Source organism: Solimonas sp. K1W22B-7 (assembly GCF_003428335.1).
Taxonomy (GTDB): domain Bacteria; phylum Pseudomonadota; class Gammaproteobacteria; order Nevskiales; family Nevskiaceae; genus Solimonas_A.
In genome coordinates, this window is sequence record NZ_CP031704.1 from 3,769,209 (window position 1) to 3,788,153 (window position 18,945).

Annotated in this window: 18 protein-coding genes; 10 read left to right on the top strand and 8 right to left on the bottom strand. The window is 67.5% G+C overall.

Going from position 1 to position 18,945, the window contains the following annotated elements; genetic code table 11:
* Positions 1-7 precede the first annotated feature (7 nt).
* Positions 8-493, top strand: coding sequence for a thioesterase family protein (locus D0B54_RS16915; RefSeq protein ID WP_117292441.1), 486 nt, complete (start codon positions 8-10; stop codon positions 491-493).
* 104 nt (positions 494-597) lie between these two features.
* On the opposite strand, the gene D0B54_RS16920 is transcribed toward D0B54_RS16915, so the two are convergent.
* A complete protein-coding gene (locus D0B54_RS16920; protein ID WP_117292442.1) occupies positions 598-1,356 on the bottom strand; it encodes an SDR family NAD(P)-dependent oxidoreductase in 759 nt (252 codons plus the stop codon).
* 139 nt (positions 1,357-1,495) lie between these two features.
* Here D0B54_RS16920 and D0B54_RS16925 point away from each other — a divergent pair, with 139 nt between their 5' ends.
* Positions 1,496-2,473: a patatin-like phospholipase family protein gene (locus D0B54_RS16925; protein WP_240433454.1), complete on the top strand. Its 978-nt coding sequence runs from the start codon at positions 1,496-1,498 to the stop codon at positions 2,471-2,473.
* On the opposite strand, the gene D0B54_RS16930 is transcribed toward D0B54_RS16925, so the two are convergent.
* Positions 2,433-2,915 (bottom strand): regulatory protein RecX, encoded by a 483-nt coding sequence (locus tag D0B54_RS16930; RefSeq protein WP_240433455.1) that lies wholly within the window; start codon positions 2,913-2,915, stop codon positions 2,433-2,435. The two genes, D0B54_RS16925 and D0B54_RS16930, sit on opposite strands and share 41 nt — an antisense overlap.
* Positions 2,916-2,936: 21 nt before the next feature.
* Positions 2,937-4,004: a recombinase RecA gene (recA, locus tag D0B54_RS16935; protein ID WP_117292444.1), complete on the bottom strand. Its 1,068-nt coding sequence runs from the start codon at positions 4,002-4,004 to the stop codon at positions 2,937-2,939.
* A gap of 169 nt (positions 4,005-4,173) precedes the next feature.
* Here recA and D0B54_RS16940 point away from each other — a divergent pair, with 169 nt between their 5' ends.
* Positions 4,174-5,205 (top strand): alpha/beta hydrolase family esterase, encoded by a 1,032-nt coding sequence (locus D0B54_RS16940; protein ID WP_162932496.1) that lies wholly within the window; start codon positions 4,174-4,176, stop codon positions 5,203-5,205.
* A 72-nt stretch (positions 5,206-5,277) separates the two neighbouring features.
* Here the strand turns inward: D0B54_RS16940 and thpR are convergent, their stop codons facing one another.
* A complete protein-coding gene (gene thpR, locus D0B54_RS16945; protein ID WP_117292446.1) occupies positions 5,278-5,865 on the bottom strand; it encodes an RNA 2',3'-cyclic phosphodiesterase in 588 nt (195 codons plus the stop codon).
* Complete coding sequence (locus D0B54_RS16950) at positions 5,858-6,361, bottom strand: CinA family protein (protein WP_117292447.1); 504 nt, start codon at positions 6,359-6,361, stop codon at positions 5,858-5,860. The genes thpR and D0B54_RS16950 overlap by 8 nt, the downstream gene beginning before the upstream one ends.
* A 176-nt stretch (positions 6,362-6,537) precedes the next feature.
* On the opposite strand from D0B54_RS16950, the gene D0B54_RS16955 reads away from it, so the two are divergent.
* The 4 genes from D0B54_RS16955 to D0B54_RS16970 all read left to right on the top strand — a co-directional run bounded on the left by D0B54_RS16955 (position 6,538) and on the right by D0B54_RS16970 (position 10,372).
* A complete protein-coding gene (locus tag D0B54_RS16955) occupies positions 6,538-7,725 on the top strand; it encodes an acetyl-CoA C-acyltransferase (protein ID WP_117292448.1) in 1,188 nt (395 codons plus the stop codon).
* 84 nt (positions 7,726-7,809) lie between these two features.
* Positions 7,810-8,796: a hypothetical protein gene (locus D0B54_RS16960; RefSeq protein WP_117292449.1), complete on the top strand. Its 987-nt coding sequence runs from the start codon at positions 7,810-7,812 to the stop codon at positions 8,794-8,796.
* Entirely contained in the window at positions 8,793-9,566 is a 774-nt protein-coding gene (locus D0B54_RS16965; RefSeq protein ID WP_117292450.1) for a glutathione S-transferase N-terminal domain-containing protein, read from the top strand. The genes D0B54_RS16960 and D0B54_RS16965 overlap by 4 nt, the downstream gene beginning before the upstream one ends.
* Positions 9,563-10,372, top strand: coding sequence for a CHAD domain-containing protein (locus tag D0B54_RS16970; RefSeq protein WP_117292451.1), 810 nt, complete (start codon positions 9,563-9,565; stop codon positions 10,370-10,372). Before D0B54_RS16965 ends, D0B54_RS16970 begins: the two co-directional genes overlap by 4 nt.
* An 80-nt stretch (positions 10,373-10,452) precedes the next feature.
* Here the strand turns inward: D0B54_RS16970 and D0B54_RS16975 are convergent, their stop codons facing one another.
* A complete protein-coding gene (locus tag D0B54_RS16975; protein ID WP_117292452.1) occupies positions 10,453-12,099 on the bottom strand; it encodes an AMP-binding protein in 1,647 nt (548 codons plus the stop codon).
* Positions 12,100-12,291: 192 nt separating this feature from the next.
* Here D0B54_RS16975 and D0B54_RS16980 point away from each other — a divergent pair, with 192 nt between their 5' ends.
* Both D0B54_RS16980 and D0B54_RS16985 read left to right on the top strand, forming a co-directional pair.
* Positions 12,292-13,353, top strand: a complete 1,062-nt coding sequence (locus D0B54_RS16980; protein WP_117292453.1) for an SMP-30/gluconolactonase/LRE family protein — start codon at positions 12,292-12,294, stop codon at positions 13,351-13,353.
* 11 nt (positions 13,354-13,364) lie between these two features.
* Positions 13,365-14,423 (top strand): glycosyltransferase, encoded by a 1,059-nt coding sequence (locus tag D0B54_RS16985; protein WP_117292454.1) that lies wholly within the window; start codon positions 13,365-13,367, stop codon positions 14,421-14,423.
* Between the two features lie 114 nt (positions 14,424-14,537).
* On the opposite strand, the gene D0B54_RS16990 is transcribed toward D0B54_RS16985, so the two are convergent.
* Both D0B54_RS16990 and D0B54_RS16995 read right to left on the bottom strand, forming a co-directional pair.
* Complete coding sequence (locus D0B54_RS16990; RefSeq protein ID WP_117292455.1) at positions 14,538-16,667, bottom strand: 3-hydroxyacyl-CoA dehydrogenase NAD-binding domain-containing protein; 2,130 nt, start codon at positions 16,665-16,667, stop codon at positions 14,538-14,540.
* A gap of 109 nt (positions 16,668-16,776) precedes the next feature.
* Entirely contained in the window at positions 16,777-17,982 is a 1,206-nt protein-coding gene (locus D0B54_RS16995) for an acetyl-CoA C-acetyltransferase (RefSeq protein ID WP_117292456.1), read from the bottom strand.
* A gap of 196 nt (positions 17,983-18,178) precedes the next feature.
* Between D0B54_RS16995 and D0B54_RS17000 the strand changes: the two genes are divergently transcribed.
* Positions 18,179-18,796 carry a TetR/AcrR family transcriptional regulator gene (locus D0B54_RS17000; protein WP_240433456.1) on the top strand — a complete coding sequence of 206 codons (618 nt, stop codon included), beginning with the start codon at positions 18,179-18,181 and terminating at the stop codon, positions 18,794-18,796.
* The last annotated feature ends 149 nt before the right edge of the window (positions 18,797-18,945 follow it).

Below are 18,945 nucleotides of genomic sequence, written 5' to 3' on the forward strand. Positions count from 1 at the left end.
TGGCCGCATGAACGCGCCCGACTCCGCCCTCGCCCCGCCCTTCCGCCTGTACCGTGCCACCGTGCAGCCGGAGTGGATCGACGTCAACGACCACATGAACGTGGAGCGCTACTACGGCGTGCTCTACCAGGCCCAGGTCGCCGTGACCGAGCACCTGGAACTGGGACGGACCTACGTCGCAAGCCGCGGCCTGTCGAAGATGGTGGTGGAGAGCAACTTCCGCTTCGAGCGCGAGCTGCGCGCAGGCGAGCAACTCGAAGTGCGCTCGCGCCTGCTCGCGGTGGACCGCAAGCGCATCCATTTCTTCCATGAGCTGTGGAACCTGGACCGCGACCTGCGCGCCGCCATCGGCGAGCAGATCGACGTGCACGTGGACCTGTCGACGCGGCGCTCGGCGCCGCTGCCGGAGGAGGTGCTGGCACGGCTGCAGCGCATCGTCGCGGCGCAGGCGGCGCTGCCGCCGGTGGTGGCACGGCTGAGCCTGACGAGATAACGGCCCGTAGCCCGGCTTGCCGCAGGCAAGCCGGGGAGATACCGGCACGGACCATCCCGGCTTGGCTACGCGAAACCGGGCGACACGGGGCGCAGGATCTCAGCTCAGCGGAACATCGCCCCGCCATCCACGCCCAGTACCTGGCCATTGATCCAGGCACCGTCGTCCGACATCAGCATCGCCACCATCGCCGCGATGTCTTCGCTCACGCCCAGGCGCGGGCTGCGCGTGATCGCCAGCGTGGCCTGGCGCAGATCCTCGGGGAAGTGGCCGCGCAATTGCTCGGTGATCACCAGGCCCGGCGCGATGGCGTTGGCGCGCACGCCCTGCTTGCCCCAGCGCGAGGCGACATGGCGCATCAGCGCCTGCAGGCCGGCCTTGCTGACGGCGTAGGACACTCGCGTCGGCTCGCCCATGTCGGCGGCGCCGGAGCTGGTGTAGACGATGGCGCCGCCGCGCTTGAGCAGCTCCGGCATGGCGTGTCGCGTGCACAGCAGGTGGCCGCGCAGATTCACCGCCATGGTGCGGTCGAAGATCTCCAGGGACACGTCGAGCGCGTCGCCGTCGCTCATGATCGCGCGCATGTCGGCGGCGTTGACGTGGATGCCGTCGAGCCCGCCATAGGCGGTCACCGCGGCGCGCACCATGGCCGCGACGCTAGCGTCGTCGGCGATGTCGCAGGTCACGGCCGTGGCCTTGCCGCCGTCGGCGACGATACCGGCCGCCACCGAGCGCGCCGCGCCGCTGTTGACGTCGGCCACCATCACCGCCGCACCCTCCGCCGCCAGCCGTCCCGCGGTGGCCGCGCCGATACCGGACCCGGCGCCCACGACCGCGATGACCTTGTTGTCGAGCCTGCGCATCGCCCTTCTCCCCTGTCTGCTTCGACTGTCGCAGAGCCCGGAGCCGGGAAACTCACCCAAACGCAGCAGCCGGGCCGCCGGCCGGCTGTCATCCTGGCATGGCCGACAAACGCCGTAAGGCCGAATAAACTAGCCGCCCATGAACACCCTCCCCATGCTGTTGCGCGGCCTCGGCCTTGCCCTGCTCCTCTCGCTGGCCGGCTGCAAGACGCCGGCACCGGCACCGCTGCCCCCGCCGCCGGTGGAACAGCCGCCTCCCCTGCCCCCGCCGCCCAAGGTGGCGCTGGTGCTCGGCGGCGGCGGTGCGCGCGGCTTCGCCCACGTCGGCGTGCTGAAGATGCTCGACGCCCAGGGCCTGAAACCGGACATGGTGATCGGCACCAGCGCCGGCAGCGTCGCCGGCGCGCTCTACTCGGCAGGCTTCAACGGCTTCGACCTGCAGGAAATGGCCTTCGCGCTGGACCGCGCCACGGTGGCCGACTGGTCGATGTTCGGCCATGGCCTGATCCGCGGCGAGGCGCTGCAGAACTTCATCAACAACGCGGTGAAACAGAAGCCGATCGAGCAGCTGAAGATTCCCTTCGCCTGCGTCGCCGCCAAGCTCAGCACCGGCGAAGGCGTGCTGTTCCAGCGCGGCAACCTCGGCCAGGCCGTGCGCGCCTCGTCCTCGGTGCCCGGCGTGTTCCAGCCCACCATCATCGGTGGCGCCGAATATGTCGACGGCGGCCTGGTCAGCCCGGTGCCGATCCGTTACGCGCGCCAGATGGGCGCCACCTTCATCATCGCGGTGGACGTCTCCTCGCCGCCGGCCGGCACCGCCAGCGAGGGCAAGCTCGACGTGCTGCTGCGCACCTTCGACATCATGGGCCAGACCATTCGTGCGGCGGAGTTGCCGCAGGCCGACGTGGTGATCAAGCCGGAGCTGGCGAAGATCACCGCCACCGACTTCGAGAGCAAGCAGATGGCGATCCTGCAGGGCGAGCGGGCGGCGCTGGCGGCGATGCCGCAGATCCGCCAGAAGCTGGCGGCGCGCATGTCGGCGCCGCTGTTTCCGGCACCGGTGGCACCGGCACCAGCTATTCCGGGTCCGACTCCGGTTCCTGCGCCCCGCCCTTGAGGGCGGCGCGTATCGGGCCGGACTCGAATCCGCGACCGGCCAGGAAACGGTACTGCTTCTGCCATTCGGCGGCGCCGGCAGGCGGGCCGCCGAAACGGCGCCGCTGCAGCGCGCACGCCAGCTCGGTCCAGTCGCAGTCCGCCGCCGCCATCGCGGCTGAAATCTCGTCACGCGGGACCCGCGCCGCTTCCAGCTCCGCCAGGATGCGCAGGCGGCCGTAGCCCTGCTGCACGCGGTTGCGCAGCAGCATCTCGGCGTAGCGGGTATCGGACTGCCAGCCGCGTTCCGAAAGACCCTCCACCACTTCGGAGGCGGTGTCGGCGTCGTGGCCGCGGCGTTGCAGCTTGGCCTGCAGCTCGGCGGCGGAATGCTCCCGCCGGCCGAGCGCCCGCAACGCAGAGTCGCGGGCGCCCTGTTCCGTCAGCGGCTTGCGTGGCTTCACACCCCGCGCCCCGCTGGGCCTTTACTTGGCCGTAGCGGCAGCCTTGCCGCTGGCCGGAGCGGCGGCAGCAGCCGAAGCGGCCACAGCGATCGCTGCCTTCGACGGATTCAGCTTCTCGCGGATCGAGGCTTCCAGCTTTGCGGCGATCTCGGGGTTGTCGCGCAGGTAGGTGCGCGCGTTGTCCTTGCCCTGGCCGATCTTGTTGCCGTCATAGGCGAACCAGGCACCGGACTTCTCGACCAGGCCGTTGTCCACGCCCAGGTCGATCAGCTCGCCGAGCTTGGAGATGCCCTCGTTGTAGAGGATCTCGAAGTGGGCTTCGCGGAACGGCGGCGCCATCTTGTTCTTGACGACCTTGACACGGGTCTCGTTGCCGATGACCTCTTCGCCCTTCTTGATCGCACCGGTGCGGCGGATATCCAGGCGCACCGAGGAATAGAACTTCAGCGCGTTGCCGCCGGTGGTGGTTTCCGGCGAGCCGTACATCACGCCGATCTTCATGCGGATCTGGTTGATGAAGACGACCATGCACTTGGAGCGCGAGATGTTGCCGGTGAGCTTGCGCAGCGCCTGCGACATCAGGCGCGCCTGCACGCCGACGCTGGAATCGCCCATCTCGCCTTCGATTTCGGCCTTGGGCACCAGGGCGGCGACGGAGTCGATGACGATGATGTCGACGCTGTTGGAGCGCACCAGCATGTCGCAGATTTCCAGCGCCTGCTCGCCGGTGTCCGGCTGCGAGATCACCAGCTCGTCGATCTTCACGCCGAGCTTCTGGGCGTAGGCGATGTCCAGCGCATGCTCGGCGTCGATGAAGGCGGCGACGCCGCCGGCCTTCTGGCACTCGGCCACGGCATGCAGGGTCAGCGTGGTTTTACCCGAGGATTCAGGACCATAGATCTCCACCACGCGGCCGCGCGGCAGGCCGCCGATGCCCAGCGCCATGTCCAGCGTCAGCGAACCGGTGGAAATGACCTCGACGTCCTTGATGGCTTCGCCCGGCGTCATCCTCATGATGGCGCCCTTGCCGAACTGCTTCTCGATCTGTGACAACGCGGCTTCTAGGGCTTTCTGGCGGTTCGGATCCATGATTCTCGGGCTCGGGGGCTGGTAGATAAATCGGCGTAGGCAATTATCCCACAGCAACTGGCGGCTGGGGACGACACAAACCGTATATCACGTCACGGCGGCGATCGCCGCCAGGCCTTACAATACGACTCAGTATTCAATGGTTCGGTTTTTCTCAGGGATGGGGTTCATGCGCCGGATTTCTGCTGCCTTGCTGGCTTGCTGTACCGCTTTCATGCCGGGAGCGGCTTCGGCCGATCTCGACCTGGGCGCCATCATCGGCGGCTGGTCCGGCGGACTCGGCCGCCTCGGCGACGGACTCTCCGAAGGCCTGGGCCGCGGCCTGGGCCTGTCGCTGGAGCACCTGAACCACAAATACCTCTACCCCACCGAGGACACCGAGAGCTTCGAGGAGACCTTTACCTACCAGGGTCGCCAGCGCACGGTGCTGTTCATCAAGCCCAAGACCGCCTCGGCCACGCCGGCGCCGGTCGTGGTGCTGCTGGCCTACAACGGCGGCACGCGTACCGACATCGCCAACATGACCTATGCCGGCGACCTGGCGCGCGACCTGGGCGTCTGGCTGATCGTGCCCGAGGGCGTCAGCAAGAAGTGGAACGACGATCCTGGCGCCAGCAACCAGAGCGTCGATGACGTTGGCTTCCTGGCCACCGTGATCCAGTCGAGCGTCGCCAAGCATGGCCTGGACGCCAAGCGCGTCTACATGGCCGGCATGTCCAACGGCGGCTTCATGACCAGCCGATTCGCCTGCGAGCGCCCCAACCTGATCGCCGCCGGCGCCTCCGTGGTCGCCAGCATGCGCCAGGGCCTGAATGCCAGCTGCAATCCTTCCCGCGCGGTGCCGATGACCTTCATACTGGGCACCAACGACCTGGAAGTGAATTACTCGCGCACCAGCGCCTGGGCGCTGCTGTCCGGCCCCGATACGCTGAAGCGCTGGATGGGCATCCACAACTGCAACCCCGCCGCGGTCGTGACGACGGCGGTGCCTGATCTGGACCCGAACGACAAGACCACCACGCAGCGCCTGCGCAACGATTCCTGCGCCTCGGGCGGTGCGGTGGAGATGTATGTGATCAACGGCGGCGGCCACACCTGGCCGCAGGCCCGCTTCAACAAGCTCACCCTGGGCCGCACCGCGATGGACTTCAGCGGCACGCTTGCCGCCTGGGATTTCTTCGAGGACTTCAAGCTTCCCTGAGGCAGACGGAACACAAGGAGCCCTGGCGGGCAGTCCGCCAGGGCTCTTTTCATTTTCGGCCCCCGATCAGCCCTAGAAAAGCCCCAACTGCTGCTGCGCCGGCGCGGGTGGCTCATCCGTGCCGTCCAGCGCCCAGCGCCCCAGTATCTCGTAGCTCATCGGCTTCTGGTCCAGGCGGCTGCGCAGCAGCACGAACTCGTCCACGTTCCAGGCGACCGGCCGGATCGGCGTCGCCGGCAGGGGGATGCGCGCGTCGCGCAGCACGGTCAGATGCGGCACGAACTTCATGCGCTCCGGCAGCACCCGCGCCGCCAGCATGGCCTCGTTGATGCGCTCGTACAGCTGCGTCAGGCCCGGCGGGGTCTCGCGCGACCCCAGCCACCAGGGAATCTTGCGATTTGCACGGAAGCTGCTCGCCAGCTCCAGGTTCAGCGCGAACGGCGCCGCCCTGACCTTCGCCGCGGCGCGCAGCGCCGCCGCCTCCGACTCCGGCGAGACGGTGTCGCCCAGGAACAGCAGGGTGATGTGGTAGCGCTCGGGGCTGGACAGGTAGCCGCCGGGCTGCATCTTCAGGCGCAGTTCACGGGCCGCCTCGTCGCAGGCGCGGCGTTCGGCTTCGCCCGGCCACAGGGCGAAGAAAAGTCGGTTCAGCTTAAGCATCCGTGAGTCGTTTCAGCAGGCCGGTGAGCGCGGCGCGCAGGGCCTTGCGGCGGATCTGCTCGCGGTCGCCGTCGAAGAGGAAATGCTGCACGTCCACCGGCACCTCCGCAAGGCCGCCGCGGCCCGGGACGCGCCGCGACCAGCCGATCCAGACGGTGCCCACCGGCTTGTCGCGCGTGCCGCCGCCCGGGCCGGCAACGCCGCTGACGGCGATGCCCCAGTCGGCCGGGGTATGGCGGATCAGGCCCTCGCCCATCGCCCGCACGGTCTTGTCGCTGACCGCGCCGTGCAGGGCCACCACCGTCTGGGAAATCCCCAGCAGCTGGATCTTGGACAGGTTGGAATAGGTCACCAGGCCGCGCTCGAACCAGGCGGAGGAGCCCGGCAGGTCGGTCAGGGTCTTGGAAATGAGCCCGCCGGTGCAGGACTCGGCGCAGGCCAGCAGCTGGCCCTGGCGCTGCAGCAGTTCCGCAATCTGTTCGACAAGCTTGGACATGGCGGGACCCCGGTCAACCAACTGTCATTTTACGGTCACTGGGCGGTGAATCGCGGTTTGTTCGCGAAAAAACCGGGGGTAGGTTTGCCCCGACACGGGGGAAACCCTGGGGTGGCTCGGGAAGTCTCCGGCGGTGCGATAATGCACGCCCCGTAACCAGACAGCGCAGGACCCCGATGAGCCAGCAGGACAGCATCGTCATCACCGCCGCCGTACGCACCCCGATGGGTGGCATGCAGGGCATGTTCACTTCCGTCAGCGCCGCGCAGCTCGGTGCCACCGCGATCAAGGCCGCCGTCGAGCGCAGCGGCCTGCAGCCGGCCGACGTGCAGGAAGTGATCATGGGCTGCGTGCTGCCGGCCGGACAGGGCCAAGCCCCGGCACGCCAGGCCGTGCGCGGCGCCGGCCTGCCGGACGCCGCCGGCGCCACCACCATCAACAAAGTCTGCGGCTCCGGCCTCAAGGCGGTGATGCTGGCCCATGACCTGGTCAAGGCCGGCAGCGCCGAGATCGTCGTCGCCGGCGGCATGGAGAGCATGACCAATGCGCCCCACCTGCTGACCAAGGCGCGCGGCGGCTACCGCTTCGGCCACGGCGAACTGCTCGACCACATGGCCCTCGACGGCCTGGAAGACGCCTACGAGAAGCGCACCGCCATGGGCGTGTTTGCCGAGCGCTGCGTCGACCAGTACAGCTTCACCCGCCAGGAGCAGGACGCTTTCGCGATCGAATCGCTGCGCCGGGCCAAGGCCGCCAGCGAGAGCGGCGCCTTCGACTTCGAGATCGTGCCGGTGGAAGTGGCCGGCAAGGCCGGTCCCGAGAAGATCAGCCGCGACGAGCAGCCTTACAAGGCCAACCCGGACAAGATTCCGGGCCTGAAGCCGGCCTTCAAGAAGGACGGCACCATCACCGCCGCCAATGCCAGCTCGATCTCCGACGGCGCCGCGGCGCTGGTGGTGATGAGTGGCGCGGAAGCCACGAAGCGCGGCATCACGCCGCTGGCGCGCATCGTCGCCCATGCGACCCACTCGCAGCTGCCGGCAGAGTTCACCACCGCCCCGGTGCAGGGTATCGCCAAGCTGCTGGCCAAGACCGGCTGGAAAGCCGGCGACGTGGATCTCTGGGAGATCAACGAAGCCTTCGCCGTGGTCACCATGGCGGCGATGAAGGAACACAACCTGCCGCACGACAAGGTCAACATCCACGGCGGCGCCTGTGCCCTGGGTCACCCGATCGGCGCCAGCGGCGCACGCATCCTCACCACCCTGATCGGTGCCCTCAAGAAGACCGGCGGCAAGCGCGGCGTGGCCACGCTGTGCATCGGCGGCGGCGAGGCCGTGGCGCTGGCGGTCGAGATGCTCTGAGTCGGCAGAAGCGGTATAAGAACAGGGGCGGCCATAGAGCCGCCCCTTTCTTATTTCCGAGAAAGAAAACCGAGGAGACGAGGCATGCGGACGAGGACCTGGCCGGCCCTGGCGGCGACCCTGTTGCTGGCGGCCTGCGGCGGCGACAGCGGCAGTGGCGGCAGCGATGACGGCCGCAATGGCACGGTGGACCCGGCGACGCTCTGCGTCGACAGCAGTTGCGGCGAGAAGACCGTGTTGCTGACCATCCCCGACGCCGAGAACCTGCTGTTCTCCGCCGACGGCCGCCTGTTCGTCTCCGGCGGCACCAACGTCTACGAGATCACCCGCAGCGGCAACGAGTGGGCCGCCACCGCCCTGTACGACGGCAGCTGCAACTTCACCGGCCTGGCGATCCAGCGCAACACGCTTTACGCCAACTGCTTCGACGGCAAACTCTACGCCGCCAGGCTCACGGCGCAGCCGCAGCTGCAGGCGATCCACGACCTGGGCATCGCCGCGCCCAACGGCCTCAGCGACGGCCCGGGCCATACGCTATTCATGGCCAACGGCCCGTTCTCGCCCACCTCGCTGCCGAACCCGCAGCTGCGCCGGGTGACGCTGGACCCGGCCGATCCGCTGAAGGTGGTGGCCGAGGACCTGTGGACACGCGAGGGCCTGCTCGGCCCCAACGGCGTGCAGCGCAAGGACAACACGATCTACGTCAGCAACACCGGCCTCGGCGGCCTGGCCGAGCTGCGCGCCTACGACATCCAGGCCGACGGCAGCGCCGGCCCCGGGCGCCAGGTCGCCAGCTTCCTGAGCCTGCCGGACGACTTCAGCATCGTCGGCGACTCCTTCCTGGTGGCCGGCTTCGGCACCAGCCAGATCGCGCTGATCGGCCCCGATGGCACGCTGACTTCCAGCACCAGCCTGCTGAGCTTCAGCTTCCCCTCGCAGGTGCGCGTCGGCCGGCCGCCGCTGTTCGCGCCGACCGATCTCGTGGTTACCGAGAAGGGCATCCTGGGCGACAATGTCTCCCCGATCGGCAACCGCCTGTCGGTGTTCCGCCGCAAAACACAGGCTCCATGATCAAGCGCACGCTCGAAGTCGGTACCTCGGTCCTCGCCAGCACCTTCGCCGCCTGGCGCGGCAGCATGACGCAGCGTCCCGCCGAGCGGCAGCCGCCCAAGCCGCTGGAGCTCTACGAGTTCGAGGCCTGCCCGTATTGCCGCCTGGTGCGCGAAGCGCTGACCGAGCTGGACCTGGACGCGATGATCTATCCCTGCCCCAGGAACGGAAAGCGCTTCCGCTCCAAGGTCCAAACCCTGGGCGGCAAGCAGCAGTATCCCTTCCTGGTGGACCCCAACACCGGCGCGCGGCTCTACGAGGCCGCCGACATCGTCGCCTACCTCGGCAAGACCTACGGCGGCCCGGTGCGCAAGGCCACGGGCCTGCGCCGCCGCCTGATGGTGGGCAGCGCCATGGCCGCCACCGCGGCGCGCTCCTGGCGCGGACCGCGCGGCCTGAAGATGCGCGTGTCCAAGCCGGTGAAGAAGCCGCTGGAGCTGTACAGCTTCGAGTCCAGCCCGTACTCGCGGCTGGCGCGCGAGGTGCTGTGCGAACTGGAAATCCCCTACCTGCTGCGCAACACCGGCAAGGCCCGCATGAGCGACATGGGCCCACCGTCCTTCCGCGACCGCCTGTTCAAGGGTCCGAAGGACACCAGCCGCAACCGCAAGGCGCTGCTGGAGCGCACCGGGCACGTGCAGGTGCCGTACCTGATCGATCCGAATACGCAGACCGAGATGTATGAGTCGGCGGCGATCGTGGACTACCTCGACCGGACCTACGCGGGGTGACCGGCTTCGCGCTCGATCCGGAACTCTCGCCCCACGCCGCCCTGCGCGGCGCGGCGCTGAGCGAGCTGGACCGGGCGCTGGCGGCGCTGCGCCGCGGCGACGCGCGCGGCGTTCACGAGACGCGCAAGAGCTGCAAGCGCCTGCGCGCCTGGAGCCGCCTGCTGCGCGACTTGCCGCTGCCGCGCGGGCATCGCGCCCGGCACATCAACGGCCTGCTGCGCGATGCCGGGCGTGCGCTGGCGGCGCCGCGGGAGGCGGCGGTGGCGCTGGACACCTTCGACGGGCTGGAGCGGCCGGGCACGCTGCCGGCGCCGGCCTGGCGCCAGCTCGGCGGGGCATTGCACAGCCAGGCCGAGGCACAGCGGCAGCTTGCCGCCGCCGCGCTGGCCGCTGCGGAGAAGGCGCTGGGCGAAGTCCGCGACCTGATTGCGGCGCTGCCCGCCACTGCCCTGGGTCCGGCGGACCTGCGCCGCGGCCAGCGCAAGAGCTACAAGCGCGCCCGCAAGGCCTTCCGCCGCACGGCGACAGGCGATGCCGAGGCGATGCATGAGTGGCGCAAGCGCGCCAAGCGGCTGGAGGCGATCCAGGAGCTGCTGGCGCCGCTGCTGAATCCGGAGCTGGTGCCCAGGCGCCTGGCCGAACTCACCGACCTGCTCGGGCAGCACCACGACCTGCACGAACTGCCGCTGCGGCCGGAGCTGGGGCCGGAGCAGCGCGAACTGCTGGAGCACGCGACCGAATCGCCGCGCAAGGCGCTGGAGCGGCGGCTGGAGCGGCGGGGGCGCGCGCTGTTCCAGCGCGGATAGTAGTTGGTAGATAGTAGATAGTAGAAAAAGCAGCGCGCTCGACAACTACTATCTACAAACTACTATCGACTATCTGGCTTCTACGCCTCCCAGGCCAGCTTGCTCCGCGTCTCCGCTTCCTTCTGGATCAGCGGCATGTAGCGGTCTTCCACCACGTTGCGCTTCACCTTCATGGTGGGCGTCATCATGTTGTTGTCGATGGTCCAGGTCTCCTTCACCACCAGGATCTTGGCGATCTCCTCGTGCGGCTCCAGGGTCTTGTTGACCTCTTCCATGTCGGCGACCAGCTGCTTGCCCACTTCATCGCGCGGTTTCTTCAAGGCGTCCGGCAGCAGCGTCACCACCATGATCGGCTGCTTCAGGCCGGTGCCGACGAAACACATCTGGTCGATGTCGGTGTTGCGCGCCATCGCGCCTTCGATCGGGCCCGGGGCGACGTACTTGCCCTTCAGGGTCTTGAAGATGTCCTTCACGCGGCCGGTGATGTAGAGGTAGCCGTCGGGATCGACCTTGCCCTTGTCGCCGGTGCGCAGCCAGCCGTCCTCGGTGAAGGTTTCCTTGGTTTTTTCCGGTTCCTTGTAGTAGCCGGCCATCACGCCGGCGTGCTTGAACAGGATCTCGCCCTGGTCCGACAGCTTCATGTTGGCGCCGGGCATCGGCCGGCCGACCGAGCCGATGCGGTTGGCACCCGGCAGGTTGGCGGTGGCGTAGATGTTGTTCTCGGTCATGCCGTAGCCCTGCAGTACGGTGATGCCGAGCTTCTCGAACCAGTTCAGCAGCGGGATCGGCATCGGTGCCGCGCCGACGAACAGGTAGCGCGCGTTGTGCAGGCCGGCGCCCTGCTTGATCTTGCGCCTGACGATGCCGGAGATGATCGGGAGCTTGAGCAGCTTGTCGAGCTTCTGCTGCGGCATCTTCTTGAGCACGCCGGTCTGGATGCGGCCGTAGACCAGGGGCACGCCGAAGAAGCGCGTCGGCGCCACTTCCTTGAGCTGCTCGGCCAGCTTCTCGATGTTCTCGAGGAAGTAGACCTCGGCACCGAAGTAGATGCTGGCCACTTCCAGCGCGCCGCGCTCGAAGGCATGCGCCAGCGGCAGGTAGGAGAAGAAACGCTCCTGGCCACGTGCCGGCATCGCCTTCATCAGGCCGGCGGCGGCGAAGGCGAGGTTCTCGCCGGTGATCATCACGCCCTTGGGATTGCCGGTGGTGCCCGAGGTGTAGATCAGCGTCCACAGGTCCTTGGGATCGGGCGGCTGGTAGCCGCTCATCGGCTCATGGGCCTTGACCAGTGCGTCCCAGGCCAGCGCGCCCTGGGGCACGTCCGGATAGGGGAAGGTGATCTGGTCGATGCCGGACGGCACCGCGTCGAGGAATTCCTGCAGGTCCATCGAGGGCCCGACGAACAGTGCCTTGGCCTCGCAGTGGCTGAGGATGTACTTCACCGCATCGACCGACTGCTTGGGATACAGGCCGACGCTGATGCAGCCGGCCATGGCGATGGCCAGATCCGCCATGAACCAGTGGGCGGTGTTGCGGCCGGAGATCGCGATCGCGGTACCGGGGGCATAGCGTGCCTTCAGCGCGGTGGCGATGGAGCGCACCTGTGCGGCGGCCTGCCCCCAGGTGATGCCCTGCCATTCGCCATGCAGCGGCTGGAACAGCCAGGGCTGGGTCGGCCGCTCCTGCTCCCAATGCAGCAGCATCTCGACCGGGTTCCTCGTCGTCATTTTTCTTTCCCCTGATATAGATCGTTATGGCCTCGGGCAACGGGGCCCGGGCAGCACTGGGACGAGTGTAGCCAAAGCGGCCCTTTCGGAGACAGGGCCGTGGAGACAACCGGGCTTTTATTACCAGTCCCGGGCGGCTTTGCCGCAGAATCGGCGACATTCGACACCATTCCGGGGAAGGAGACCCAAAAAATGAAAAAACTGCTGCTGGTCGCGTTCGTGCTGCTCGCCCTGGTCGCCTGGGCCGCCCTGGCCCCCTCGCCGATCAACCCCCAGGCCTGGCGCCCGGCCAAGGCCCCCGCCCTGGAAGGCGTCTACGCCCGCAACGACATCCTGCGGGGCATCCAGAAGCTGGCGCTGGGCGCCGGCAACGGTCCGGAAGGCGTGGCCCTGGACCGCGAAGGCCGGGTCTATGCCGGATACCTGGACGGCCGCATCGTCCGCCTGGACCCCGGGACGGGCAAGCTGGAGGAGCTGGGCAATACCGGCGGGCGCCCGCTGGGCATCGCGATCGGGCCGGCCGGCGAGCTCTATGCCGCCGACGCGGACCAGGGCCTGGTGCAGATCGAGAATGGCCAGATGAAGGTGTTGTCGACCTCGGCCGGCGGCAAGGCTTTCCGTTTCGTCGATGACGTCGAGGTTTCGGCCGACGGCAACTCGCTGTACTTCTCCGACGCCTCGGCGCGCTTCGGCATCCACGACCTGATGAAGGACGTGCTGGAACACGGCGGCACCGGACGCGTGCTGCGCTACGACCGCTCGACCGGCGAGACCACCGTGCTGAAGGACGGCCTGTACTTCCCCAACGGCGTGGCCCTGGGCCCCAACGAGGACTACCTGCTGTTCGACGAGACCGCGCGCTACCAGGTCAGCCGGCTGTGGCTCAAGGGCGAGAAGGCCGGCACCGTGGAGGTCCTGATCGACAACCTGCCGGGCTTCCCCGACAACCTCAGCTTCAACGGCAGCGATCGCATCTGGGTCGCGATCTACGCCCCGCGCTCACCAGACCTGGACCGCCTGCTGCCCTACCCGGGCCTGCGCAGGATCGTGGAGCGCCTGCCGGAATGGACGCAGCCCAAGCCGAAGATGCAATCCTTCGCGCTGGCCCTGGACCTGGACGGCAAGGTGGTGCAGAACCTGCAGTACGACGGTCCCGGGGCCTACGCGCCGATCACCAGCGTGGAGCAGCGCGGCGAGTGGCTGTACTTCGGCAGCCTGTCGCATCCGGCCTTCGGGCGCATGAAGACGCCCTGACCCGCATTCGAATGATCATCCTGCAGGTGATGTTCTCGCGCGGCCTCGGCGGGCTGGAGCGCGCCTACCTGGATCACGCGACGATGCTCACCGCGCGCGGCCATGCCGTGCATTGCCTGGTCTCCGGGAATGCCAAAAGCCGTGCCGAACTCGAGCGGCTGGCCCGCGAGCGGGGCGGACTGCTGCAGGTTCATCCGGTGCCGGCGCAGGGCTGGGCGCGCCTGCTGCTGCGTCTACGGCTGGGGCGGCTGCTGCGGCAACTGCAGCCCGACGCGATCGTGGCACATGGTGCCAAGTCGGTGAGCCGCTTCGTGCCGCTGCGGCCGAAGCATGTGCCCCTGATCGCGATCACGCACAACGCCAGCCCGCGCCTGATGGGCGGCACGCACCTGCTGGCGCTGACCGCGGAGATGGAGCGGCTGTATGTTTCCCGCGGCTTTGCGCCGGCGCGCATCCACCGCGTGCCGAACGTGCTGCCCGCGCGCTTCATCGGCCTGCCGCAACAGGCGCAGCGTCCCCTGCACCAGCCCCTGACCATCGGCGTGCTGGCGCGCCTGGTGCCGAAGAAGGGCATCGACCTCTTCCTGCGCGGCCTGCGGCTGGCCCTCGACCAGGGCCTGCAGGCCAGGGCCCTGGTCGGCGGCGACGGCGAATTGCGCGAAAGCTTGCAACAACTCCGTAACGACCTGGGCCTGGAGCAGCAGGTGGAGTTTCTCGGCTGGGTTGCCGACTCGCGGCAGTTCTACGGGCAGATCGACCTGCTCTGCGTGCCCTCGCGCGACGAACCCTTCGGCATCGTGGTGCTGGAGGGCTTTGCGCAGGGCACGCCGGTGATCGCCGCCGCGGTGGGTGGGCCGCGCGAACTGATCCGCGACGGCGTCAACGGCGGACTGTTCGCCGCCGGCGATCCGGCGGCACTGACCCAGGGCTTGCTGAAATACGCTCGCGGCGAAGCACTGGCCCCGCTGCGTCTCGCCGCCTATGCCGACCTGCCCCGCTACCTGCCGGAGACCGTGGGGGCGCAGCTTGAAGACAGCATCACTGCGGCTTGCATCGACCTGCGCGGCTAGCTTCCCACCGCTCAGATCAAACAGGAAATCCCTGGGACTCCGATCATTGCCGGATGCCCGCAAAACAGAACGCCCGCCCAGCGTCCTGCATGGGCGGGCGTGCTGCGTCCATGCCTATTCGAAGCGCTTGCCTTCCTTGGCCATCTTCACCAGCAGCTTCGCCGGCCTGAAACGCTCGCCGTACTTCTTTTCCAGTTCCTTTGAACGCTTCACGAACTGCGCCAGTCCGGTCGCGTTGATGAACTGCAGGGCGCCGCCCTGGTGGGGCGCGAAGCCCCAGCCGAAGATCGAGCCGATGTTGGTGTCGCCCACGGCGGTGACGACGCCTTCCTCGTAGCACTTTGCGGCTTCGTTGGCCTGCGCATACAGCAGGCGGTCGATCAGCTCCTGCTGCGGCAACTGCTCCTTCAGCGGGAACTGCTCGGCGAGGCCCTTCCACAAGGTCTTCTGGCCAGCTTCCGGATACTCGTAGAAGCCCTTGCCGGCCTTCTTGCCCTGGCGATCGAGCGTCTTCGCCATCTTCTCGACCACCGCGACGCCGGGATGCTCGCTCGCGGTCTTGCCTTCGGCGGCGAGGTCCTTGCGGGTCTGCGTGAGCACGTGCAGCGACAGCGACAGCGAGACCTCGTCCTGCACCGCCAGCGGACCCACCGGCATGCCGGCCTGCAAGCCGGCCATCTCGATGGAGCGCGGGTGCTGGCCTTCGGCGAGCAGGGTCATGCCCTCCATCGGGTAGGTGGCGAAGCAGCGCGAGGTGTAGAAGCCGCGAGAGTCGTTGACCACGATCGGCGTCTTCCTGATCTGCTGCACGTAGTCGAAGCCGCGCGCCAGCGTCTCCTTGCTGGTCTTCTTGCCGACAATGATTTCCACCAGCGGCATCTTGTCCACCGGCGAGAAGAAGTGCAGGCCGATGAAGTTCTTCGGCCGCTCGCTGGCCTCGGCGAGACCGGTGATCGGCAGCGTCGAGGTGTTGGAGGCGAACACGGCGGTCTTGGCCAGCTGCGCCTCGGCCTTCTTCGTGACGTCGGCCTTGATCGCGCGGTCCTCGAACACGGCCTCGATGATCAGGTCGCAGCCCTTGAGGTCGTCGTAGCTCGTGGTGGCCTTGATGCGCGCCAGGAACTGGTCCTTGCCCTCCTGGGTCAGGCGGCCCTTCTTCATGTCCTTGTCGAGCAGGGCCGTGGAGTAGGCCTTGCCGCGGTCGGCGGCGTCCTGCGTCGTGTCGAGCAGCACCACCTCGATGCCGACCTTGGCCGAGACGTAGGCGATGCCCGCGCCCATCATGCCGGCGCCGAGGATGCCGAGCTTCTTCACCGTGGAGCGCTCCACGCCTTCCGGTCGCGAGCTGCCCTTGTTGATGGCGTTGAGCTGGAACCACAGCGAGCCGATCATGTTCTTCGACACCTGCGAAACGACGCAGTTGGCGAAGTAGCGCGATTCGCTGCGGCAGCCGGTGTCGAAGTCGGTGATGCCGCCGTCGAACACGCTGGCCATGATGTTGATCGGCGCCGGGAAGTTGCCCTGGGTCTTGGCATTGGCCATGGACGGGGCGATGGCCCAGAGCTGGCCGTTGGCCGGCGACCGGGCATCACCGCCCGGCCACTTGAACTTCTTGTCGTCCCAGGGCTGCACCGGCTTCGGGTTGGCCAGGCACCAGGCCTTCGCCTGCGCCATCATGTCCTCGCGGTCGCGGGCCAAAGCGTGGATGATGCCGGCGTTCTTCGCGTCGGAGGCCTTCAGCTCCTTGCCTTCCAGCATCAGCGGCAGCGAGGCCTGGATGCCGATCAGGCGCGGCAGGCGCTGCGTGCCGCCGCCGCCGGGCAGCAGGCCCAGCTTCACTTCCGGCAGGCCGAACTTGGCTTTCGGGTCGTCGATGGCGATGCGGTAGTGGCAGGCCAGCGCCAGCTCCAGGCCGCCGCCCAGCGCGGTGCCGTTGAGCGCGGCCACCACCGGACGGCCGCAGAGTTCCAGGCGGCGCAGGAAGCCCTTGTAGTCCTCGGCCAGCTTGAAGGCATCGGCCGGATCGGTGATGGCGAACACCTTCTCGATGTCGGCGCCGGCGAGGAATTCCTTCTTGCCGGAGGTGACGATCACGCCCTTGACCGTGGCATCGCCCTCGATCCTGGCGATCGCTTCCGCCAGCGGCTTGCTCAGCTCCTCGTTGAGCACGTTCATCGAACGGCCCGGCATGTCCAGCGTGAGGGTGACGATGCCGTCGTTGTCTTTGTTGAATTGGACGCTCATGGTTTCATGATTCCCAGTTGATTCAGTCCGCAAATACACGCAAATGAACGCAAATTGAATATGTGCAGCATTTGCGTTTATTCGCGTTCATTTGCGGACTGCAATGTCTTTACAGACGTTCGATGATCGTGGCGATGCCCATGCCGGCGCCGACGCAGAGCGAGGCCAGGCCGAACTGCTTGTCCTGGCGCTCCAGCTCGTCGATCAGGGTGCCGAGGATGGCGCAGCCGGTGGCGCCCAGCGGGTGGCCCATGGCGATGGAGCCGCCGTTGACGTTGACCCTGGCCGGGTCGATGCCGAGGTCGCGCTGCGCGCGCAGCACCACCGCGGCGAAGGCCTCGTTGATCTCGAACAGGTCGATGCTGGACGCGTTCATGCCGGCGCGGGCCAGGGCCTTCTTCGAGGCCGGGCCGATGCCGGTGAGCATGATGGTGGGTTCGGAGCCGATCACCGCGGTCTGCACGATGCGGGCACGGGCTTTCAGGCCCAGCTTCTTGCCGATCTTCTTGCTGCCGATCAGCATCAGCGCCGCGCCGTCGACGATGCCGGAGCTGTTGCCGGCGTGGTGGACGTGGTCGATCTTCTCGATCGTGGTGTACTTGCGCAGGGCGGTGGCGTCGAAGCCCATCGCACCCATCTGCTCGAAGGAGGGCTTCAGGCCCGCCATTCCCTCGACCGTGGCCTCGGGGCGGATGAACTCGTCATGGTCGAGCACGACCATGCCGTTGAGATCGCGCACCGGGATCAGCGACTTGGCGAAACGCCCTTCGGCGCGCGCCTTGGTGGCCTTTTGCTGCGAAGCCACCGCGAAGCTGTCGACGTCGCGGCGCGAGAAGCCTTCCAGCGTCGCGATCAGGTCGGCGCCGATGCCCTGCGGCGCGAAGCCGGTCATGTGGTTGACGCGCGGGTCCATCGCCCAGGCGCCGCCGTCCGAGCCCATGGCCCAGCGCGACATGCTTTCCACGCCGCCGGCCACCACCAGGTCTTCCATGCCCGACATGACCTTCTGCGCGGCGATGTTGACCGACTCCAGGCCCGAGGCGCAGAAGCGCGACTGCGTGACGCCGGCGACGCTCTCGGCCCAGCCGGCATAGAGCACGGCGACGCGCGCGATGTCCGCGCCCTGCTCGCCCACCGGCGTGACGCAGCCCAGGACGACGTCGTCGACCTTGGAGGTGTCCAGGTTGTTGCGCTGCTGCAGGGCCGTCAGCAGGTTGCCGACGAGGTGGATCGGGGTGACGCCGTGCAGGCTGCCGTCCTTCTTGCCCTTGCCGCGCGGCGTGCGCACGGCGTCGTAGATGAATGCTTCGCTCATGGAGACCTCATTGCGGCGATGGGTAACTTAAATTACCCTATGCCGATCGGGGACGGTGATTGGCATGGCGGGCGAGAAGCCCGCCGGCTGGATTCAAAACGGGTCCGAGCTTAAAGGCGTGCCCTCGCGTGGTCAATACGGCTGCGTATGGGGCCCGCCGCAAGTCTTAGTAACAACCATTACTCAGTGAACAACCATGCGCCGAACCGAAGCCATCGTGGCTGACCGCGCGGGCCTCGACCCCGAGACCCGCGGCCGTATCGAGCAGACCGTGCTCGACACCTTCTCCGAACGCGAATTCCACCGCGTGGGCCTGATCGAGATCGCGCGCGGCGCCAACGTCTCGCTGCAGACGCTCTACAAGTACTACGGCAGCAAGGAAGCCCTGCTGTTCTCCTGCCTCGACGGCTGGCTGCAGAAGCTGGCCGTGCGCATGCTCGATCACCTGCAGGGCATCGAGGACTACAAGGAGAAGCTGCGCAAGGTGTTCTGGGTGAGCCTGGACTTCTACGAGAAGAATCCCAAGGTGATGCAGCTGCAGATGAGTTCGGTGTACGTGAACACCTGGCGCAAGCAGGAGCACTACCACAACCCCGAACTGTTCCACACCTTCATCAAGGTCCTCTCCGAAGGCCGCGAGCGCGGCATCCTCGCCGACTCGGTGGACGAGAAGTACCTGCTCGACTTCGTCATGGGCTTCACCAACCGCCTGGTGCAGATGTACATCCACCGCGGCATGAAGGAGCCGCTGACGGCGAATGCGAATGCGCTGTTCGAGATGATGTGGCGGGCGTTGGCGAAGCCGGGGAAGTAAAGCCCCGAGCAGCGTGGATGTGATGGCCCGGTCGCGGACTGACTCAATGTCAGTCCGCGATAAGCCATCACACCCAACGTAGTTGGGGATCTTAGCGTCGCGAGTGGGCGCTAAACGTTACCGACGCCTCCACATATCTATGCGGGTCT